Source organism: Microcystis sp. 49638_E5 (assembly GCF_021300285.1).
GTDB lineage: Bacteria > Cyanobacteriota > Cyanobacteriia > Cyanobacteriales > Microcystaceae > Microcystis > Microcystis aeruginosa_C.
Genome location: NZ_JAJTDH010000021.1, coordinates 1 through 24,311 on the forward strand (window position 1 = coordinate 1; position 24,311 = coordinate 24,311).

At 40.3% G+C, this 24,311-nt stretch carries 4 protein-coding genes and 1 pseudogene; all 5 read right to left on the minus strand.

What is annotated here, in order from left to right; translation table 11 throughout:
* Positions 1-223: 223 nt before the first annotated feature.
* Positions 224-703 carry a hypothetical protein gene (locus LW728_RS08290; protein ID WP_287766236.1) on the minus strand — a complete coding sequence of 160 codons (480 nt, stop codon included), beginning with the start codon at positions 701-703 and terminating at the stop codon, positions 224-226.
* Positions 704-980: 277 nt separating this feature from the next.
* Positions 981-5,105, minus strand: coding sequence for a condensation domain-containing protein (locus tag LW728_RS08295; RefSeq protein ID WP_287766205.1), 4,125 nt, complete (start codon positions 5,103-5,105; stop codon positions 981-983).
* The gene (locus LW728_RS08300; protein ID WP_287766207.1) at positions 5,102-6,979 is read right to left on the minus strand and encodes a TubC N-terminal docking domain-related protein; all 1,878 of its coding nucleotides are present in this window, start codon (positions 6,977-6,979) and stop codon (positions 5,102-5,104) included. Before LW728_RS08300 ends, LW728_RS08295 begins: the two co-directional genes overlap by 4 nt.
* A pseudogene (locus LW728_RS08305) lies at positions 6,976-21,008 on the minus strand (amino acid adenylation domain-containing protein). Before LW728_RS08305 ends, LW728_RS08300 begins: the two are co-directional and overlap by 4 nt.
* Positions 21,005-24,310 (minus strand): non-ribosomal peptide synthetase, encoded by a 3,306-nt coding sequence (locus LW728_RS08310; protein ID WP_287766210.1) that lies wholly within the window; start codon positions 24,308-24,310, stop codon positions 21,005-21,007. The pseudogene LW728_RS08305 and the gene LW728_RS08310 overlap by 4 nt, the downstream one beginning before the upstream one ends.
* Between the last annotated feature and the right edge of the window lies 1 nt (position 24,311).

The following is a 24,311-nucleotide window of genomic DNA, read 5'->3' on the forward strand; positions in this document are numbered from 1 at the left end:
CCTTTTTTGAAATCCAAAAGTACCAGATATGGGAGTGATCAGGGGGAAATTCAGCTACTTTTTCCCTGAAAATTAGGTAATTGACCCCCTCAAAATCGGTAAAACCCCACACCCTACACCCTACACCCTGCCCCTAGGAAAAACTTTTTCAGCAGACCCTATTTAGGGTTTGCTAAACAAGTCAATTGACCAGTGGAGGCAGCAGTGCTTAGTCAAGTTAAAACTACTCTTCAGCAATTTCGACTTCTTTGGGAGCCACAGGTTCTTCGGTAGCAATTTCTACTTCAATAGCCTTTTTCAGGTTAAGTTTTAGAACTTGAGAAATTGGCAAACCTTCCACCTCATTGATGAGATATTCTTGAGTTTCTGTTTCACGACGTTTGAGATAGACCGTTTTAAGCAGTGCCTCAATGCCATAACGCGTAACAATGTCGCCAATAATGGTAGAGATGCCTAAGACCCCAAGTCCACCAATTAGTCCCAGCGGACCGCCTAACCCAAAAAGTGCGTAAATCATCGGATAGGCAGTACCACCGGATGCGGCAACAGCAATAATGAAAATAATGCCGGGGAGTCCTAGAGATGCAAGTTTTTGAACAACTTCATCGAGAGAAATTCCCCAGGAGACAAGTTTTTTGTTGATGTCTGTGGGATTAATTCCGAGAAAATCATTGGGAATGGCCGTTTCAGTAGTTTCCGTCATTGATGAGACTCCTAAAATCACTAAGTTGGATTGGTTGGTCGGGATTTCAGTCATATAAAATCCATGGTAAGGCAAAAGAATACAAATTGGCTGTCTAGCAATCAGATGCCTTGCAGCATTTTACATTAGTCTTACCGTTCACACAACTTGTAGAAAATCGTCAGTTCTTAGATTAAATCCTGTTTAAAAGATAGATGAGATTGGGGAGAAAAAATTGATAACTGAGTTTTTAAAGTTGAATTGGCAGTTAACCATAGTCTTAAAAACGGATTTGGTATCAAATCTCAAGGCAAACTTTTAACTCTTCGGCTAAAATCTGGACATGGGGTTCCACCATAATCGAGACATGATTTCCTAGGACGAAATGAATCTCAACTGGCTCTGTAGAAAATTCACTCCAGCCTAAAGAGGAATCCTCGCAATCTCCAGCTATTAAATCTTTATTTGGATCATCAGATAATTCCTCACTGGCCCGTATAATCGTAATTTTACCAGGATAAGTCTGTTTAGGGAGATAATCAATCAGGCATAAACAGCTAGTTTTATAGGCTTGGACAATTTTTGCAAGCTGCCTAGTTTCCGCATTGGGAGGAAGCATATTAGCCAGTTTAAAAAAGTTTAAGGCGTATTTTAATTGTTCCTCCACTGTTAAGAGTTGAAGAGTTTCATAGGAAATATCGATGGTTTTATCTAAATAAACTTCGATACCTTTGCTGACTTCGGCTAACCACCGCGCATGATCCCAATTAATATAATCAAGCAAAATTTGTTTGTCTTTATAAGTGGGTGCTGAAGAATCAATGATTGCTAGTAATGCCACTTGTTCACCCTGATTAACCAACTGTTGAGCCATTTCAAAAGCCACATTACCACCGTAGGAATGTCCTCCCAAAAAGTAGGGTCCTTGGGGTTGTAAATCCTGCATGGCTTTAAGATAAATACTGGCTATATCCTCAATGCGAGTGATTTCTCCAAACTGTTGATAGAGATCATTTTCAAAACTGTAGAAAGGTTGATCTTTTCCTAAATAACGTCCTAAATGGTAAAAATAAAATGGTCGTCCCCCGGCCCCAGGGACACAGAAGAAAGGCGGCTTTGAACCATGAGGTTGAATGGGAACAAAATAAGACTGATTAGATGGATCTAAACCGGTTTTAATAATAGTCGCTAACTGTTCAATAGTTGGGTTTTGAAACAGTGTTGTTACGGCAATTTCTTCGCCCAACTGTTCCTTAATTTGAGTTATTAAATAAGGAGCCAACAGGGAATGACCACCGAGATCAAAAAAGTTATCCTGCACGCTAACTTTGTCAATTTTTAGCACTTTTGACCAAATTTGTACTAGGCTTAATTCTAACTGATTACGCGCTTCAATAAATCTGTCTGAATCACTGGGGTTACTAGGAGCTTTTAACGCACGGCGATCAATTTTTCCGTTAGCTGTTAAAGGGAAAAACTCCAGCAGCACAAACGCACCAGGAACCATATAACCGGGCAATTTATGGCTAAGAAATTGACGCAAATCGCCACTTGTTAGCTTTACTCCTAGCTTAGGTACAATATAGGCAACTAATTGTTTTTCCCCCGGATTGTCTTCACGAACAATCACACAAGAAGACTGTACCGCCTGATTTTGACTAAGTACAGCCTCAATTTCTCCCAATTCAATACGGAAGCCGCGAATTTTTACTTGATTGTCAATCCGTCCTACATATTCAATATTACCATCGGGTAAATAACGGGCCAAGTCTCCCGTTTTATATAATTTTGACGGCTCATTGCCCCCCTTATTAAGGGGGGTTGGGGGGATCACTTCATCCTTCTCAAAAGGATTAGGAATAAATTTTTCTTGGGTTAATGGAATAGTTGTGGCTGTAGAAGCTACGTTTTCCACTAAATACCAGGAAGAAAACGTTGTATTTTCCGTTGGCCCATAGACATGAAGCAACCGTTGCGGCGCACCTTTTTCTAGTACCTCTTGTACCCATTTTGGTTCAACTGCTTCACCCCCAAATAGTAAGCAGCGTAAGTTACTAAAAGCTTGGGGAACTAAATTGGCTAACTGATTAAAAAGTGCTGTGGTTAAAAATAAGACACTAATCCGATTTTCCTTTAAGCTTAGTGCCAATTCTTGGGGTGAGAGCAAAACTGATTTAGCGATAATAATAATCTTAGCACCGTTAAGTAAAGCCCCCCAAATTTCAAAAGTAGCGGCATCAAAAGCAATATTAGACGCTTGAACAACGCGGTCATCAGGAGTAAACTGGATGTAATTAGTATTTAATACCAGTCGATTAACTGCTTGATGAGTGACGATAACACCCTTGGGTATTCCTGTAGAACCAGAAGTATAAATAACGTAGGCTAAATTATCCGCAGAAACTGTGCTGTTAAGATTTTCCTGACTTGCCTGATTAATTTGTTGCCAATCTTTGTCTAAACAGACAACAATAGCCTGATGATTTGGCAAGAAATTCTGTAAAGATTCGCAGGTTAACAGTATTTTAACTTGGGTATCTTGGAGCATAAAGCTAATGCGTTCTTGGGGATAATCTGGGTCAATAGGAACATAAGCTCCACCGACTTTAAGAATAGCCAATAATCCCACAATCATGTCTAAAGAACGCTCTAGACAAATCCCCACTAATTCCTCTGGTTTTACTCCTAATTTTTGCAGATAATGAGCTAATTGATTAGCACGACAATTTAATTCATTGTAGGTTAATTGTTGAGCTGAACATACCACTGCTACCGCGTCGGGTGTGCGTTTTACCTGTTCTTCAAATAACTGATGAATACATTTATCAGAGGGATAATCTGTGTGAGTTTCGTTCCACAATGATAACAATTGATAACGTTCTTCATCACTTAACATCGATAACTCAAAAATTCCCATATTGGGATTAGCTGCAATCGCAGTTAAGAGATTCTGAAAATGTTGACCCATTTGGTTAATGGTGGGGGCATCAAACAAATCCGTACTATAACACCAAACCGCTTCTAAACGATCAGAAACTTCCCAAAAATTTACCTCTAAATCAAATCGCGCTTTAAGCTCAACAGATAAAGGCAAACTCTCCATCTTTAAGCCAGATAAACTGGCCTCAGATTGGGGAGTATTTTGCAGTGAGAACATCACCTGTATCAAAGGATTGTGACTTAAATCTCGGTTTAATTGTAATTTTTCTACTAACATTTCAAAAGGCAAATCTTGATGAGCATAAGCTGATAAAGTTGTTTGCTTTACTCGTTCTAATAACTCCAGAAAACTCGGATTTCCCGACATATCACCCCTTAAAGCCAAAGTATTGGCAAAAAAGCCCATTAATTTCTCAATTGCCGAACTATTACGATTAGCGATGGGAGAACCTACCAAAACATCTAATTGACCACTATAACGAGAAATTAGGACAAAAAAAGCCGCCAGTAAAGTCATAAATAGTGTTGCTCCTGACTCCTGACTTAACCTTTTGAGGCGTTGCGTTAAGTCTTGATTCAGGCGAAAAACCTGCCCATCACCCCGGAAACTAGGAATTGGAGGACGGGGATAATCCGTCGGCAATTCTAAAATAGTAGGTGCATCTTGTAACTGTTTTTGCCAGTAATTAAGTTGACGTTCTAAGACTTCACCGGTGAGCCATTGACGTTGCCATACGGCAAAATCGGCGTATTGAATCGATAATTCAGGGAGAGGGGAAGGCAACCCCCGGACAAAGGCCGCATAAAGTTGAGATAATTCACCAAAGAATATGCTCAAAGACCAACCATCGTAAATAATATGGTGCATCTTCAACAGCAATACATACTCTTGAAAACCCAGTTTAAGTAACTTAAATTGGACTAATGATTCCTTGGCTAGATTAAAGGGTTTTAAGGAGAAAGCAATCGCTATTTCTTGCAGATGTTCTGTTTGTTCATTCTTTGATAAACCTTGTAAATCTTCCAGGGGTAAACTTACGGTTGAAGGGGGAGCAATGCGCTGAATTGGTTGCCCTTCTACCATAGGAAAAGTGGTTCTTAAAATTTCATGACGGCGAATCAGTTCACTGAGACTTTGTTCTAAAGCTAATAGATTGAGGTTTCCTTCTAACCGTAAAGCGTCCAACAGATTATAGGAATGACTATCGGGAGAAAGTTGCTGCAGAAACCAGAGTCGTTGTTGAGCAAAAGAGAGGGGTAAATCCTGATCCCGTGACACAGGAATAATCTCTAACTCAACAGTATTAGTTGGGATTTTTGCCGCTCTTAAAAAGTCCAAAATTTCAGGTTTTTTGGCGGCGATTTCTTCTTTAATTTCTGGGGTCATAACCCCTTTGGGAGCCTGAAAACGAAGTTTTTCGCCTTCCAGCCATAGTTTAATCTCTAAACCCTTCAAATACGCTAAAAAATCTCCTACTTTCACTTACCAATTGCCTCCCAAAGTTGTTGTTTAATTAGGTCTAAATTACGAGGTTCACTCTTAGGAGCAAAAAGTCCATCAGATTCCCATTTACTAGCATTTAGACTAATTGCCCAGGCATTTAACCAAGAATTAGAGCTAACTTTTGGTAACATTTCTGGCATGATATCTTCTAGAGCTAGGTGAAACATAACTTGAGCTACCTCCTCTAACAATTTTAAGCTACTGAGATAGTTTTCAATGATTTCCGACTCAGTTTGGTTGTATCTTAAATTTCGTGATCGCAGTTCCTCGACAAAAGGAATTGCTAAATAGTCAATAAATTCAAAATTAACCCGATGTAAAGATTGATTCGCCCAATCCTTAAATAACTGTTGCATTCGATAGGAAAGTGGGAAAAATTTGCTACTGATCTGTTGAACTTTCGTTCTAAATTCTTGGTCAAGGTAGATAGAGTTAAACATCATCAAACCACTAAACGTCCAGCCTGATAACGTATCCCAGATAAATTTTGTTGCCATCACCATGCCATTACCCAGACAATTGTAGGCGTTTTGAATATTCAAGGTTACTCCATCGCTATAGCTTAGATAAAAGTGATTTGCATCTTTGACTTTTTCCTGCGTCAGTTTACCTTCTAGATCAAGGGTAATCAACTGAGTTGTTAAGGAATTACCAAAGCCAATATTATCGGTACCTGGAGAATAAAAAGGATCGGGAAATGTCCCTGCTTCACCGACACAAGCCCAACGATTGTAGGAAAATACTTGTTTAGATGAGTAGCTATATTTGGGCATTTTCCTAAAGTCTTCCGGTTGTTTATCGGCTAAGTGAAAAGCCAAAGTCGGCTCATTTTTCTGTAACCATTGGTAAGCCAGTTCGTAGTTATAATAAGTCTTTAAAGGATGAATATCTTGGCGAGCGACAATACCAATACTGGTATGACCTGTGGATAGAGGAATTGTCCAAACCCAGTAACCTTCACCGCATAAATGATTGGTAGAATAGTAACGGTTTTTATTGGGAACACGATTATGCCATTTTTCTTCACTACTAGGGACAAAATCGCTGATATCAAAGCGACCCTCAACCCGAAACCAAACAGCACCAAATTGAGCATTATTAGGTTTATCTAAGCCTAATTTTTTTTGCAGAAAACGACGGCGACCCATTGCATCAACGACCCATCTAGCTTGAATGACGTTAGTTTTTTTGTGATCTCCCTTGTCTTGAGTATAAACAATTTTATGATGTTGCTGTAACCCAACGGCGAGTTCAATCTCATTAACTAAACAATTTTCGCGTAATTCTACTCCTGCTTCGACATTAAAGGCGCGTAAATCGTTTTCTAATTTACCCCGATCAATTTGATAGGAATTAGGAAGATGAAACTCGGATAGACCTAGTTCGGGTCTATCTTGAAAATTAGTAGCACTATTGTTAAAGAAATATCGCAATCCTAGTTTAACTAAATGTTGCTCTTCAAAGTAATCTGTTAATTGAAGCGTATTCGCTAAATAGAAAGCCCCCACTTCAACCGTTGACTCTCCCACTTTAAAACTGGCTTCTGGTAAAGGACGAGCTATTTTATCGAGAACAATGACAGAAATATTCAGCTTTTGCAGTTTTAACTGTCTTGCTAAGGTTAAACCAGCTAATCCACCGCCACAAATGACGACATCATAAACTTCTGCTTCACCTAAATCCTCAGCTTTTTGGCGCAATAAAGCAATTAATTGCTCTTTCCGCTCTTTTAACTTTCCCAATAATTCTGGGGTCATTACTCCTTGGGGTGAACGATAGCGTAGTTTATCATTTTCAACCCATAGATTAATTTGTAAACTGTTGAGATAAGCTAAAAATTCAACTGTTTTCATAGTTCACCTTCCTCATAATCTTCTAAGGTTTCAGTCATAGCTGTTTCTCCCGGTGCAACGGTAAGAACTTCAATGATTTGGGCTAAATTAGCGATGGTTGGGTATTCCAGCAAATTTTGTAAAGACAATTCCACCGAGAAAAGATCGCGGGAACGGGAGATAACCTGAGTTGCTAACAAAGAATGTCCTCCCAATTCAAAGAAATTATCCTTAATCCCAATACGTTCGACTCCCAAAACTTCACTCCAAATTTGAGCTATTTGAGTTTCAATCGGGGTACGAGGTGCGAGAAATCCCGTAGCTAAATTGCGTGTAGCTGTATCGGGTGTAGGCAAAGCCTGCCGATCTACTTTACCATTAGGAGTCAAAGGTAGGGTATTAAGCAAAACAAAAGCCTGGGGAACCATATAACTAGGTAGCTTTTGTTGGACAAATTCCCGCACCTGTGGTATCAGCTTCTGGACTAATTTACCATATAGAGGATTATTCGTATAATCAGTCCAGGATTTGGGAATAATCCTCTCATCATCCCAAAAATTGGGGTATGGTTGTTGATCAATTTTATTTATTATCGGTTCTAGGATGGCATTCTGGCGACAGAAAACCACATCGAAAGAACCATCTTGACTACCTTCCCACCAACTGAGATGAACAGTGTAACCTAACTGTTCTCCCAGTTGCCACATTTGCTCAGGATTAATCCCTATCCCGCTATTTTTTGCTAACAATTGCCGCAATTCTCCCACCGTTTTTACCCCAGGAGGATTTTCTAAACAGTCTAAAATTTGTAGTGCCTTTTGTAATCGTTGATTGGGTACATCTCTGATGCCTAAATATTCTGGTTGTTCCAGTTTTAGTTTATCTTGCAGTTGCGCTAAAGAAAACCGATCCCGCTGCCAATTTAGCCAAGGAATTGTCGTTTTTTGCCCATCAGTATCCAGATGTAAAGTAACATCATAGCGGAATTGGGTTAACTCATTGTCAGCCTGACCCCGTTTCGGTGCAATTTCTACCCAAGAAATTCGCGGAAAACGTTGTTTAAGCGCGATAAAGAACTGAGGTGCAATTAACAATTCTTCTTCGGTAGCTACACTTTGATTCACCTGTTTTTGCCATTCTTCAAGGGTTTTATTAGCTTCAGTGCGAGCTAACTGTACCGCGGCATGGTAAGGCTCTAGTAAGGACAAACTACGGATATCACCTAGGAAAATCTTACCCCGATCTGCAATCGCCTTGACTGCTCCTGCGATAACTTGTAATAGATAATCCACACTAGGAAAATACTGAACCACAGAGTTAATTACTACTCGATCAAAAGTAGCTTGGGGAATGCCGGTAAAATCATCGGCTGTTCGGTGTAATAATTTTACTTTGCCCTCTAAACCCTCAATTGTGCTACATAAATGTTCTAGGTTATTAATAGTAGCAGCGGAATAATCTGCTCCCCAATATTCCTGACAATGTTTCGCCACACGGAATAGCAATAATCCACTTCCGCAACCAATTTCTAACACTCGTTGCGGTGGTTGATTTCCTAAAATTCGGCTCACTGTCTGATCAACCCATTCCTGCATTTCTGCATCGGGAATAGCTTGTCCGGTATAACTACTATTCCAACCACTAATATTAAAAGTGGGGTCCTCGGTTTGAGGTTGGGGTTTACTGTAGGATTCTTCGTAAATTTTTTGCCAATCACTAACATATTCACTCTGCCATTGAGCAAGCTGTTCGGGTAAAACTTGATCCTTGAGAGCAGGAACTAAATACCCTACTAGGTTAGTATTCAGTTCGGTTTCAGATGTATTATCGCTCGGATGGTCAGCACGCGCAATCACAACCGCTTCTTGTACTAAGGGATGTTGGCCCAAAACGGCTTCAATTTCCCCTAACTCGATACGGAAACCCCGCACTTTAACTTGGTTGTCAATCCGTCCCAGATATTCAATCTGACCATCGGGTAAATAACGGGCTAAATCTCCCGTTTTGTATAATTTTGACGGCTGCTCTCCCCCCTTATCAAGGGGGGTTAGGGGGGGATCAAGGGAGACAAACGGGTTAGAGATAAACTTCTCGGCGGTCAATTCTGGGCGATTCAAATAACCTCTGGCTACCCCTGATCCTCCGATATGTAATTCCCCCGGTACACCGATAGGAACTGGTTGTAAATGCGAGTCTAAAATATAAACCTGCACATGAGGAATTGGCCGACCAATAGTTATTTTTTCATCAACCGGCGTACATTTAGCTACCGTTGCACAAACACTTCCTTCTGTGGGTCCATAACCATTAAAGAAATTTCGTCCCTGGGACCATTTTTTCACCAATTCAGGAGAACAAGCTTCCCCGGCGACAATAATAGTTTGCAGAGAGGAAAGATTTTCCCAAGACAGAACCGCTAAAGCTGATGGCGGTAGAGTAATATGAGTAATCTTATTCTCCCGTAATTGCTTGATTAAGGGTAAACCGGGCATTAAATTTTCTTTACTTGCCAAATAAAGTGTCGCTCCTGCTCCCAAAGCCATTAAAACTTCTGAAATACAGGCATCAAAACTAAAAGAAGCAAATTGAAGCACTCGACTCTGAGAAGACACAGCAAAAGTCTGAATTTGCGCCAGAGCAAGGTTAGACAACCCTTGATGTTCAACCATCACCCCTTTAGGTTTACCCGTAGAACCAGAAGTATAAATCACATTAGCCAAATTAGAAGCTGTTACCTTCCCCGTCAAATTATCCCGGTTCATTGGTTTAATTTCTTGCCAAATTTCAGCTAAAAATACAGTTTTAGCTTGATGATTTGGGAGTTTATCAATCAGTGAACTTTGGGTTAGTAATAAGGGGACTTGACTATCCTCTAACATAAATTGTAGGCGTTCTTGAGGATATTCTGGGTCAAGGGGGAGATAGGCAGCACCGGCTTTAAGGATGGCTATTAATGCCACAATCATGTCTAAAGAGCGCTCTACACATAAACCGACTATTACCTCGGTTTCTACACCTAAAGAGCGTAAATAGTGAGCTAGTTGATTGGCCCGACTATTTAATTCTGCATAGGTCAACTGTTGATTTTCAAAGACTACTGCTACTCCATCAGGGGTACGCGCTGCTTGTTCCTCAATTAATTGATGAATACACTTGTTATAGGAGTAATCAGCTTTTGTCTCATTCCAAACCTCTAATAGTTGATACTCTTCCTCTGGGGTTAATAAGGGTAGTGAAGCTACTGATTGACGGGGATTTTCCACAATTGCCGCCAACAAAGTCTTAAAATGATTCATCATACGGACAATAGTTTCAGCATCAAATAAATCCCTGTTATAAGAGCAAAAACCGCCTAATCCTTCCGGTGCATCCCAGAGGTAAACTTCTAAGTCAACCCTGACTGAATCAAATCCCGATGGTATCTCCTCAATGTTTACTCCGGGTAAATCCCAGGGAGAACTAGGAGCATTCTGAAGGGCAAAAACTATCTGTGTTAAAGGATTACGATCTAAATGGCGCTCAATTTGTAATTTTTCGACTAACATCTCGAAGGGTAAATCTTGATGGTCGTAAGCATCTTGAGTAGTTTGTCTGACTTGTGCGAGAAAATCCTCAAAGGTCGGGTCTTGAGATAAATCAAATCTTAACACTAAACTATTGACAAAAAAGCCAATTAACCCTTCAATTTCGGTGCGGTTACGGTTAGCAATTGGTGAACCAATTACCACATCTGTTTGTTGACTATAACGAGATAGTAACACAGCAAAACCCGCTAGTAATGTCATAAAGAGAGTGCTACCGGACTCTTGACTAAGTTTTTTCAATTGTTGCGTTAGTTGACTATCTAGTTGCAGTCGCTCCGTCCCTCCGCGAAAGCTTTGGATTGCTGGCCGGGGACGGTCTGTGGGAAGTTGGTGTAGTAGGGGAATCCCGGTTAATTGTTGCTTCCAGTAGCTTAATTGACGGTCTAATACTTCATTAGTTAACCATTGACGCTGCCACAGGGCAAAGTCAGCATACTGTATTGATAAATCAGGTAAATCTGCTTTTGTCCCGGTGCAGAAACTTCGATAATAGACCGATAATTCGTCAACTAAAACACCTATTGACCAACCATCCGCCGCAATATGGTGAATGGCTAATAATAGTACATATTCCTCTGTCTTGACTTGCCATAATTTGACTCGTAATATTGACCCTGATTCGAGATCAAAGGGTTCGGATGCTGCTGCTAATAACAGGTTTTTTACCTGTTGCTCAGAATGGCTGAGGTTTTGCAGATTGACAACTGGTAAGGTGAAGGTTACATTAGAATCGATCGCTTGTATTGGTTTGTTATCTTTGAGCTTAAACTGAGTCCGTAGGGGTTCATGGCGTTGAATAATTGCCTGGAAAGCTTTTTCTAAGGCTTTAATATTGAGATTTCCGCGCAAACGCATCGTTAAATCAATAGTATAAGCCCCACTTTCTCCTTCTAATTGATTCACAAACCAGAGACGTTCCTGGGCCCAGGATAGGGGAATATCATCCTCTCGATTAACGGGGACAATTGATGGTAGCTTTAACCCTAAACCTGTTTGCAGTTCTTTTAAAATTACCGCACTTAACTGAGCAATGGTTGGAGATTCAAACAGATAACGCAAGGGTAAAACAATCTCAAAGGTTTCCTGTAATCGAGAAATAACTTGAGTTGCCAACAGAGAATGTCCCCCTAATTCAAAGAAATTATCCTCAATACTGACTCGTTTTAATTTCAGTACCTCAGCCCAAATCTGCGCCATTTTTTCTTCAATGGGGTTACGGGGAGCTATATATTCACCTTGGCTCTGTAAATCGGGAACAGGTAAAGCACGGCGGTCTATTTTGCCATTGGGAGTTAAGGGGAAAGTATCAAGAAGGACAAACGCAGTTGGAACCATATAATCAGGTAATTTTGCTCGCAAAAATTGCCGTATTTCGTTAATTGTCAGGTTGATTTCGGGTTGCGGTACAACGTAAGCAACTAAGCGTTTATCCCCTAGATTATCTTCACGAACAATCACACAAGAAGACTGTACCGCCTCATTTTGGTTGAGTAAGGCCTCAATTTCTCCTAATTCAATACGGAAGCCGCGAAGTTTTACTTGATTGTCAATCCGTCCTAAATATTCGATTTTACCATCGGGTAAATAACGGGCTAAGTCTCCCGTTTTATATAATTTTGACGGCTCATTGCCCCCCTTATTAAGGGGGGTTGGGGGGATCACTTCATCCTTCTCAAAAGGATTAGGAATAAATTTTTCTTGGGTTAATTTTCATCTGTCCATTTTTCTACCGTGGCACAAACGCTGGTTTCTGTCGGTCCATAAGCATTAAAGAAATTTCTACCCGTAGCCCATTGTTTGATCAATTCTTCTGAACAAGCTTCTCCTGCCACAATAATTGTTTGTAACTCTGGGATGTCTTCTAGTGGCAAAGCCGCTAAGGCTGAGGGGGGTAAAGTAATATGAGTAATACCATAATCTTTTAATCGCCCCATTAATGGCAACCCAGGCATTAAAGCGTCTTTTGTGTCTAAATAAAGGGTTGCACCTGCTCCTATTGCCATGATAATTTCCCAGATAGAAGCATCAAAATTGAGGGAAGCAAACTGGAGAATGCGAGAGTTTGACTGTAAGTTAAACGTTTTAATTTGCGCTTGAGCTAGGTTAAATAGTCCCCGATGTTCCACCATTACCCCCTTGGGTTTTCCTGTAGAACCAGAGGTATAAATGAGATTAGCTAAATTATTGGCTGTTACTACTCCTGTTAGGTTATCTTGGCTGTTTTGGTTAATTTCTTCTGTGAATCTGTCTAACAAGATTAGCGGCGCTTGATGTTCAGGTAATTTATCGATTAATCCCTCTTGAGTTAGCAATAATGACAGTTGAGCATCAGCGATGGCAAATTGTAGCCGTTCACTGGGATAATCTGGGTCGAGAGGTAGATATGCACCACCCGCTTTTAATATCCCCAATAACCCCACAATCATCTCTAAGGAACGCTCAAGGGAAATACCGACTAAAGTATCAGCTTTTACGCCTAATTTCCGCAGATAATGAGCTAATTGATTAGCACGACAATTTAACTCATTGTAGGTTAATTGTTGCTGGGAACAGACCACCGCTACCGCGTCGGGTGTGCGTTTTACCTGTTCCTCAAATAACTGATGAATACACTTATACTCAGGATAGTCAACTTGAGTATTGTTCCACTCAATTAATAACTGATTAGTCTCGCTTTCTGTCAGTAAGGGTAATTGGGAAATCCGCGCTTGAGGATTGGCCGCAATTCCCCCTAATAAGTTGAGAAAATGCCCTGATAATCGCTCAATAGTGCTGCTCTCAAACAAATCAGTATTATATTCCCAGACACCTTTTAAGCCATCATCCGTACTAACCATAGCTAAGGTTAAATCAAACTTAGCTGTGGTATTTTCTGGTGGCAAATCTGTCACCGTTAATCCCGTCATTGCAATCTCAGACTTAGGTGTATTTTGCAGTACAAAAGCGACTTGAAATAGGGGAGTATGGCTCAAATCCCGTTCTGGTTGCAACGCTTCGACTAACATTTCAAAGGGTAAGTCTTGGTGCGCGTAAGCATCCATTGTCACTTCCCGAACACGGGTTAATAACTGACTAAAACTCGGATTATCTGATAAATCCGTCCGCATCACTAAAGTATTAACAAAGAAGCCGATTAAACCCTCAATTTCACCGCGATTACGATTAGCGATGGGAGTTCCTACCAAAATATCACTTGACCCTGTATAACGATACAGTAAAGCATCAAAAGCAGCCAACAGCGTCATAAATAATGTCACCCCTTGTTGGCGACTTAATTCAGTCAAAGCTTGGCTAAGTTTGGGGGAAAGGGAAAATTCTTGCTGAGTACCGACAAAGCTTTGCACCGCAGGTCGAGGGTGGTCTGTGGGAAGAGATAATAAAGGGGGTGCAGCTGTTAGTTGATTTTGCCAGTAATTTAATTGACTTTGTAGGACATCCCCTTGCAACCATTGTTTTTGCCAGAGTGCAAAATCTGCATACTGAATCGGTAAAGGAGCTAAATTTGCGGGATGATTTTGAGTGTAAGCATTGTATAAGCTGGTCAGTTCGTGAATAAATACTTCTATTGACCAACCATCACTAATAATGTGGTGCATACACACTAATAAGAAATGTTCCGTCTCCGATAGCACCACTAAAGTGATTCTGATTAAGGATTCTTTGGCTAAATCAAAGGGTTGAGTGGCTTGTTTTTGCTTTAATTGCTGTGTTTTTTCTGCTTGCTCCTGGATGGGTAAATCTTGTAAATCAACGACCGATATTGTCTCCCTTGTTGTTTGAATAATCTGAGTCGGTTGTCCATCAATCGTGACAAAATTAGTCCGTAATACTTCATGGCGATCACAGATTTCTCGTAAACTTTGTTCTAAGGCCTTTTGATTGAGGTTGCCTCGGAAATGCAACACCATCGGTATATTGTATAAAGCACTATTTGGTTGCAATTGATCTAAAAACCATAAACGCTGTTGAGCAAAAGATAGAGGTAGTTCTGTATCCTTAGTTCTCGGTAAAATGGGGGGTACTGTTAGCGTCAGATTTTGCTGCTGTAATTGTCCAATGAGATGCGCTAATTCGGCCACCGTAGCTGCACCAAATAAACTCCGCAAAGGTAGTTCTATTTTAAATAAACTCCGAATCCGAGAAACTAATTGAGTTGCGAGGAGAGAATGGCCGCCAATTTCAAAGAAATTATCATAAATTCCCACTTGCTCTATTTTGAGTATTTCTGTCCAAATTTGCACCAACATCTCTTCAATTCCATTGCGTGGTGCTACATATTGATCCCGGCGATTCCCTATTTTATCTGGTGCGGGTAAAGCGCGACGATCTACCTTACGATTAGTAGTAAGGGGTAAAGATTCCAGAAAAACAAAAGCTTGAGGAACCATATACAGAGGCAATTTACTGGACAGAAACTGACGCAGTTCACTAATCATCGGTATGCGTTCGTAATGAGCTACTATGTAGGCGACTAAATATTTATCCCCCGGAGTATCTTCCCGAATAATCACACAAGATGTTTGTACATCAATATTTTGGTTAATTACCGCTTCAATTTCTCCTAACTCAATACGGAATCCGCGAATTTTAACCTGATTGTCAATCCGGCCAAAACATTCAATATTACCATCAGGTAAATAACGCGCTAAATCTCCCGTCTTATACAAACGATTGAACGGTGAATGAGCAAAGGGATTGTTAATAAATTTTTCAGCAGTTAATTCGGGACGATTCAGATAACCCCGCGCTAAACGAACACCGCATAGATGCAATTCTCCCTTAACTCCAATGGGTACAGGTTGCAGATTTTGATCCAAGATATATGCTTTGGTATTAGCAATGGGACGACCAATCAGCACTGAATTGATTTTTTCTGACTGATAATCTAGCAAGTCATGAACTATGGCGGTTACAGACGCTTCTGTGGGGCCATATACATTAATACATTGAACCCGTTTTCCGACCATTTGTCGCCAAATATTGACGGTTTCTGGTAACACTGCATCCCCTCCCACGGCGACAACCCGCAGACTGGATGGTACAGTAGCTAATGATTGGGAAACGGCGATTGCCCATTCATGCCAATAGGCGGGGGTAATATTTAAAACGGTGAGGCTTTCTTGTTCAATAAAATCGGCAAAATCAGTCAAAGTTGCGAACATTTGCCCTGGTCTTAAGACCACTGTGCCACCTTTTAACCAAGTGGGAAAAATTTCTTCGGCAGCGACATCAAAGCCAAAGGAAGCAAACTGTAAAACGCGATCAGATTCTGTTAAACCGAATACTTCACTAATGCCCCAACTATGATTAACTAAGGCTGCGTGAGTTAACATCACTCCTTTAGGTTTACCGGTTGAACCAGATGTATATAATAGGCATAGTAGATTTTCTGGAACCACTTCACTGAGGGGATTTTCTGGACTTTGAACTGTCAAAATCTCGGCTAATTTATCTAAGACAATTACCCCCACATCTTCTACTGGCAAAGAATCGAGTAAACTTTCTTGAGTTAGCAGTAGAGAAATTTGGGCATCTTCTGCCATATAAGTCAACCGTTGCTGGGGATAATCTGGATCTAAAGGTATATAGGCTCCTCCAGCTTTGAGAACTGCTAATAATCCGACAATAACTAACAGCGACCGCTCTAGATAAATGCCAACTAAAACTTCTGAATTTACCCCCAAAGATTGTAAATAATGGGCTAATTGATTCGCCTGAATATTTAATTCTTGATAGGTTAATTCTTGACCTTCAAAGACCACTGCTACTGCAGCTGGTGTTCGTGCTGCTTGTTCTTCAAATAATTGATGAATACATTGATGGAAAGGATATGCTTTTTCGGTGGCATTCCAGTCTTTTAATAATTCTTTTGCCTCTACTTCGGTTAATAATGGTAGTTGGAAAATTGGCTGCTGCGGGTTAACAACCAATGCTTCTAGCAAGGTGATGAAATTTCCTGTTAATCGCTCAATGGTGCTGCGATCAAATAAATCGGTATTATATTCCCATACGCCTTTTAATTCTGCACCGGTATTCTCCATACCCAGGGTTAGATCAAATTTGGCGGTGTCATTTTCCGTGGTGAGGGGAGTGGCAGTTAATCCTGTTAGTTCTAAGGGAGACGGGGGACTATTTTGCAGCAGAAAATCCACTTGAAATAAAGGCGCGTGACTTAAATCTCGTTCAGGTTGTAGGACTTCTACTAACATTTCAAAGGGCAAATCCTGATGAGCATAGGCATCCATTGCCATTTCCCGTACTCGACCCAATAACTGATTAAAATTGGGCTTACCTGACAAGTCAATTCGCAGAACCAAAGTATTGACAAAAAAGCCGATTAAACCTTCAAGTTCACTGCGATTACGGTTAGCAATGGGAGTACCAATTAAGATGTCTTCCTGTTCCGTATAACGGTAAAGTAAGACAGCATAAGCTGTTAACAGGGTCATAAATAAGGTGACACCCTGTTCCTGGGTTAATTGGGTCAGTTTTTCGGTTAATTCCCAAGAAAGGCTAAAGGGTAAATGTCCCCCAGCAAAACTTTGTTGATTGGGTCGAGGTCTATCTGTTGGTAAAGATAGGAGGGCCGGTGCGCCGGCTAACTGTTTTTGCCAGTAGTCTAGTTGCTGTTGCAATACCTCTCCCTGCAGCCATTGTCTTTGCCAAAGGGTAAAATCTCCATACTGGATAGATAGGGGATTTAGAGGCGAAGATAAACCCTGAATATAAGCATTATAGAGGGCGGTTAGTTCCTGAAGAAATACCTCCATTGACCAGCCATCACTGACAATATGGTGCATACAGACTAATAAGAGATGTTCCGTTTCAGATAACACCAATAAAGTGATTCTGATTAAGGGTTCACCAGCTAAGTCAAAGGGTTGAATCGCTTGATTTTGTGCTAACTCTTGAGACGCAATTACTTTTTCACTACCAGATAAATGCTGTAAATCAACAACCGTAACTGTCCAGGTTCGTGTCTGTATAACTTGGGTAGGGATACCATCAACGGTAATAAAGTTGGTGCGTAAAGCTTCATGGCGATCGCAAATTTCTTCTAAACTCTGAATTAAGATTTCTGAGTTCAGGTTTCCCTCTAAACGCAAGGCTAGGGGGATATTATAAAAAGAACTATTCGACTCAAATTCAGCCAAAAACCAGAGACGAGTCTGAGCAAAAGATAGGGGTAATTCTGCTGTTTTGTCCCTGGGTAAAATCGGCAGTTCAGTTGGTTGTTCTCCTTCGGAAAGCCGTTTTATTTCTTGGGACAATTCGGCTATTGTCGGTGCAACAAATAACTCGCGTAAGGGCATTTCTACCTGAAAAGCCTCACGGATGCGCGAAATTAGTTGCGTTGCTAATAATGAATGTCCACCTAACTCAAAGAAGTTGTCGTGAATCCCCACCTGTGCAACTTTTAACACTTTTGCCCAAATCGAGGATAATATCTCCTCAATGGGGTTACGCGGCGCGATATACTGCTCTTGGCTTTGGAATTCGGGAGCCGGTAAAGCACGATGATCGATTTTACCATTGGGCGTTAAGGGTAGGGATTCCAAAATGACAAAGGCACTAGGAATCATATACTCTGGTAACTTGGCTTTCAGGAATTGCCGCAGTTCAGTAACATTAAGCGAATTTTTCTCTTTTGGGGCGGAAATAATCTCTTTTTGGGGAATAATATAGGCGACTAAACGTTTCTGATTTGTCTCATCTTCTTGGGCAATTACAACAGCCGTTTTTACTGCATTGTGCTGACTAAGAACGGTTTCAATTTCTCCCAATTCAATACGGAAACCGCGAATTTTAACCTGATTGTCAATCCGTCCTAAATACTCAATATTGCCATCGGTTAAATACCGACATAAATCTCCCGTTTTATATAATTTTGACGGCTCATTGCCCCCCTTATTAAGGGGGGTTGGGGGGATCACTTCATCCTTCTCAAAAGAATTAGGGATAAATTTCTCTTGTGTTAACTCTGGACGATTAAAATAACCCCGCGCTAATCCCATACCACCAATATGTAATTCTCCAGCTACCCCCACAGGAACAGGTTGTAAGCAAGCATCAAGAATATAAACCTGAGTATTACTGATGGGTCGCCCAATGGGAATATTGGTTATAGTTGGTGAAGTAAATTCGGAGAAAGTCGCCGCAATGGTTGCTTCTGTTGGTCCGTAAGCATTTAATAGTCGAGAAAGAGGGGAATATTGGCCTGTAACTGTTTGCCATTGCTGTACTTTTGCCGGTTGAATGGCTTCCCCACCAATAACAATTAGTTTAATCTTTGAGAGAATTGGCAGGGTATCAGGGGTTAATTCAGAGGCTAATTGATGCCAATAAGCAGTAGGAATACCCAAAACTGTTAATTGCCATTTTTGACAACATTGCCAAAAATACTCACTAGAGCGCAACATCTCTTCTGTTCGCAATACCAAGGTCGCACCCGATAACAAACTAACAAAGATTTCTTCAACAGAAGCATCAAAGCAGATAGAGGAAAATTGCAGAATTTGATCCTCTGAGGTAATACCATACTCTCGAATAGTAGTCAGTATATAGTTGACTACTGAGCGATGTTCAATCATTACCCCTTTGGGTTGACCTGTGGAGCCGGAGGTGTAGATAATATAGGCTAAATTGTGCTGATCAACTTCTACCAGAGGGCTAACTGTACTCTGTTTGGCAATTGTTGACCAGTCTTGGTCTAAACAGATGGTTATTCCTTGAAATGCTGGTAATTGTTCCAGAAGTTGTGATTGAGTCAGGAGAATACTAAGTTGAGTATCTTCAAGAATATAGGTAATTCGCTCTTTTGGATAATTAATATCTAAAGGAACGTAAGCTCCCCCTGCTTTAAGTATTCCCAGGATTCCGATAATCATGTCTAGGGAACGTTCAACAAAAATCCCGACTAAACTATCGGCTTTTACCCCTAAAGATTGTAGGTAATGGGCTAATTGATTAGCACGATTATTTAATTCTTGATAGGTGAAAAATTCATTTTCTAATTTAACTGCGATCGCCTGGGGAGTTAGTTCTACTTGTTGTTCAAACAACTGATGCAGACACAAATCATTTTTGTAGTCAATTTTAGTGTGATTCCAATCAAATAATAACTGATTAGTCTCGCTTTCTGTCAATAGGGGTAATTGACTAATTGCTTGTTCTGGATTAGCAATAATCCCAGTTAATAGGTTAACAAAATGCCCTGATAGTCGCTCAATTGTACTTTTGTCAAACAGATCTGTATTATATTCCCAAATCGCAGTTAATCTGGCTTCTTTTACCTGTATGGATAAACTTAAGTCAAACTTAGCTGTCTTAAATTCTAAAGGCTGACGAGTGGCTTTTATTCCTTCTAAATCTATGCTATCTACAATTTCATTATCTAAACCAAACATCACCTGAAATAAAGGAGTATAACTCATATTTCTTTCAGGTTGTAATGCTTCTACTAACATTTCAAAGGGTAAATCTTGATGGTCGTAAGCATCCGTTGCTGTTTCTCGTACCTGTTTTAATAACTCGCTAAAACTGGGATTTCTGGCTAAATCTGTTCTTAAGACTAAGGTATTGACAAAAAAGCCGATTAACCCAGCTAATTCACTACGAGTACGGTTAGCGATGGGAGTACCGACTAAAATGTCTGTTTGTCCTGTGTAACGATAGAGTAGAGTCTGAAATGCGGTCAGGAGGGTCATAAATAAGGTGACACCTTTTTCCCGACTCAGCTTATTTAACCCTTGACTAAGTTCTGGAGAAAGGATACATTTTATCCGATCTCCCTGAAAACTTTGTTGTAGAGGACGGGGATAATCCGTAGGTAGATGTAATAAAGCGGGTGCTGCTGCTAACTGTTTTTGCCAGTAATTTAACTGATTTTGTCGGATTTCTCCCTGTAAATATTCCCTTTGCCAAATTGCAAAATCTGCGTACTGGATTGGTAACTCTTGTAAAAGAGGTTCTAAACCTTTAGTATAGGCATTATAAAGGGTTGTCAATTCCTCAATAAATACCCCCATTGACCAACCATCAGAGACAATATGGTGCAGACAAATCAGCAAAAAATGTTCTGTGTCTGATAACTTAAGTAGGGTGGCCCTAATCAGGGAGTCATTGGCTAAATCAAAAGGTTGATGGCTGCGAATTTCTAGCCATTTTTTTATTTCCTGCTCTTCTCGATATTTTGGGCTGTCTTTCCCATTGACAAGCGTTAATTGCCAATTACTTTCTGGTTTAATTACTTGTACAGGATTTCCCTCAATAGTGGCGAAATTTGTGCGGAGGGACTCATGGCGCTGAATAATTTCTTGTAGGCTTTTTTCGAGGACATCTACCTGGAGATTTCCCGCTAAATGCAAGGCCAGGGAAATGTTATAAAAGGGACTATTTGGTTCTAATTGATCTAAGAACCATAAACGCTGTTGAGCATAAGATAGAGGTAATTCTTCAAAATTCATTTTCTTTTTCTTGGTAAAATGGCTGGAATAATGGTATCGGATTTTTCCTGTTTTAACTGTTCAATCCCTTGGGCTAATTCTGCTAGTGTGGCCGAGTTGAATAACTGACGTAGGGGAAGTTCAACTTTCAAGCGATCGCGTATCTGTGCTACTAATTTAGTGGCTAGTAGGGAATGGCCTCCCAGTTCAAAGAAGTTATCATTTATACCCACTTTCTCGACTTTTAGCACTTCTGACCAAACAGTTACTAATATATCCTCGATCGGGGTACGCGGAGCAACATATTTGTCTGATGGTTCACTACTAGATTCTGGTGGGGGTAAAGCTCGACTATCTATTTTTCCATTAGCAGTAAGGGGTAAGGCATCTAAAATAACGAAAGCATTAGGTATCATGTAACCGGGTAATTGAGCTTTCAGGAATTGCCGTATTTCGTTAATGGTAATCGTTTTTTCCGATTGTGGCACAATGTAGGCCACAAGACGCTTATCTCCTGTTGCATCATCCCTCACTATTACTACTGTTTCCCAAATCTGGGGATGAGATGCTAATAATGCTTCTATTTCCCCCAACTCAATCCGAAAACCCCGAATTTTCACCTGATTGTCAATGCGTCCTAAATATTCTAATTCTCCCTTGGGTAAATAACGGGCTAAATCTCCCGTTTTATATAATTTTGACGGCTCATTGCCCCCCTTATTAAGGGGGGTTGGGGGGATCACTTCATCCTTCTCAAAAGGACTAGAAATAAACCTTTCTTTGGTCAATTCAGGACGATTGAGATAACCTTTTGTTACTCCTGCACCTCCCACATACATCTCCCCGGGTACACCAACCGGTACAAGTTGTAAATATTGGTCTAGTAAATATACTTGTAAGTCGGGAATGGGACGACCAATCACACTAGCTGTACTATCCAAGTCGGTCATACTTAATGGTCGATAGGTCACATGAACGGTAGTTTCTGTAATTCCGTACATATTAACTAATTGGGGGCATTGGTCGCCATGGCGCTGAAACCAAGGTTGTAAGCTGTTAATTTCTAAAGCTTCTCCTCCAAAAATAACTAAACGTAAGCTTAAATCGTTATCTGTTGTCGATGAACGATCCCCCCTTGATAAGGGAAAACTTCCTTTTAAGGATTCTTCAGCTTGAATTAACTGACGGAAAGCGGTAGGAGTTTGATTGAGAATTGTTACTTTTTCTTGACATAATAGCTGATAAAATGCTTCGGGGGAACGAGTTATTAAGTAGGGTACAACTACCAAGCGTCCACCATATAACAAAGCTCCCCACATTTCCCACACCGAAAAGTCAAAAGCGTAGGAATGAAATAGACTCCAGACATCTTGACTATTAAAATTATACCAAGCATCTGTAGCGGTAAATAATCGCACGACATTGGAGTGATTGACTAACACCCCTTTCGGTTTACCTGTGGAACCGGAAGTGTAGATAACATAAGCTAAGTTATCTGGAGTGACCGTGTTTTCTGGATTTGACTGGCTGTTTTCAGCGATTTTTTCCCAGTCGGTATCTAAGCAAATAATCGAAGCTTGATGTTGAGGTAGAGTTTCTCCTAGCTTTTGTTGCGTTAACAGCACTGATAATTGAGCATCTTCTAACATGAAGCTTAACCGTTCAATCGGATATTCTGGGTCAAGAGGAACATAAGCACCACCCGCTTTTAATATCCCCAATAACCCCACAATCATCTCTAAAGAACGTTCAAGACAAATCCCCACTAATTGATCAGGTTTTACTCCCAAAGACTGTAAATAATGCGCTAAATGATTAGCTCGATTATTTAATTCATTGTAGGTTAATTGTTGATCTGAATATACAACTGCTACCGCTTCGGGTGTGCGTTTTACCTGCTCTTCAAATAACTGGTGAAGACACTTAGTAACTGGGTAATCAACCTGCGGATTATGACCGTCTATTAATAATTGATTTTTCTCAAATTCTGTCAGCAGAGGTAATTGAGAAACTCGCGCCTCTGGATTGGCGACCATTCCCTCCAGTAAGGTTTGAAAATGCCCCAATAGGCGAGTAATTGTCCCATCATCAAATCGGTTAGTATCATAGCTAATTCGCACCTGTAATTGCTCCCCAGGGAGCGCAATTAATGTTAGAGGATAATTAGTTTGTTGAGAAACCTGAATATTTTCCAGACAAAAACTATCATTGCCTAAGACCGCAGTAGCGTCAACTGGATAATTTTCAAAAACAACTATACTGTCAAATAAAGATGCACTTCTAGGGATTTCACTCCAAGTTTGAATCTCTGCTAATGAACTATATGAGTATTGATTAGACTCAACTAACTGAGCTTGTAAATCTTTCAATAAAGTCAGTGCTGAGGTGTCCGGTTTAAGTTGGATTCGCATGGGCAAGGTATTAATAAATAATCCCACCATTGCTTCAATACCAGCAATAGATGTCTCACGACCAGATACAGTCGCACCAAATACTATATCTGTTTCTTGGCTATAGCGAGATAGCAATAATCCCCAAGTTGCTTGCACTAAATTATTCAGTGTCAAGCGATTTTTCCTAACAAAAGATTGGCAGGTGGCTGTGGTTGAAGCGGGGAACTGAATTTGCTGTTTTTTATAGACGTTGCTATTTTTTGAATTCGCTGATCTTTCTATGACCAAAGGAGTAGGAGCAGTAAAACCTTGCAGTTTTTGTTGCCAAAATTCTTCGGCTGGTTTTTGTTCCTGTTGCTGTAGCCAAGCAATATATTGGCGATAGCTGACAACAGTTTGATCAGTGCTAATCTGATTTTGAGAAATTTCTTGATAAATCTTTAAAAAATCTTTAATCACTAAAGATAAAGACCAACCATCAAGTAATAAATGATGACTACTCCAAACAAATTGATAGGTATTTTTATCCAACTTGATCAGATTTAGGCGCATTAATGGAGCTTCAGACAATTCTAGGGATTTTTGCTGATCACTCTCCAAAAAAACTGCTAATTCCTGTTCTTGCTGTTGTGCGGTTAAATGTTGCCAATCATAAGTAGCGACTCTCACAGTTACTTGTCGATACACTACTTGTACAGGTTGGCTCAATGATTCCCAAATAAAAGCTGTACGGAAAACGACATACTTTTCTACTAATCTTTGCCAAGCTTGCTCAAATATTGTTGCATCGACATTGCCCTTTAAATTACAACTAAATTGGACGAAATATACATCTGAATCTGGCTCATACAAGCTATGAAACAACATCCCCTGTTGCATCGGCGATAGGGGATAAATATCGGCTACATTTTGTCTATTTGTGCTATTCATC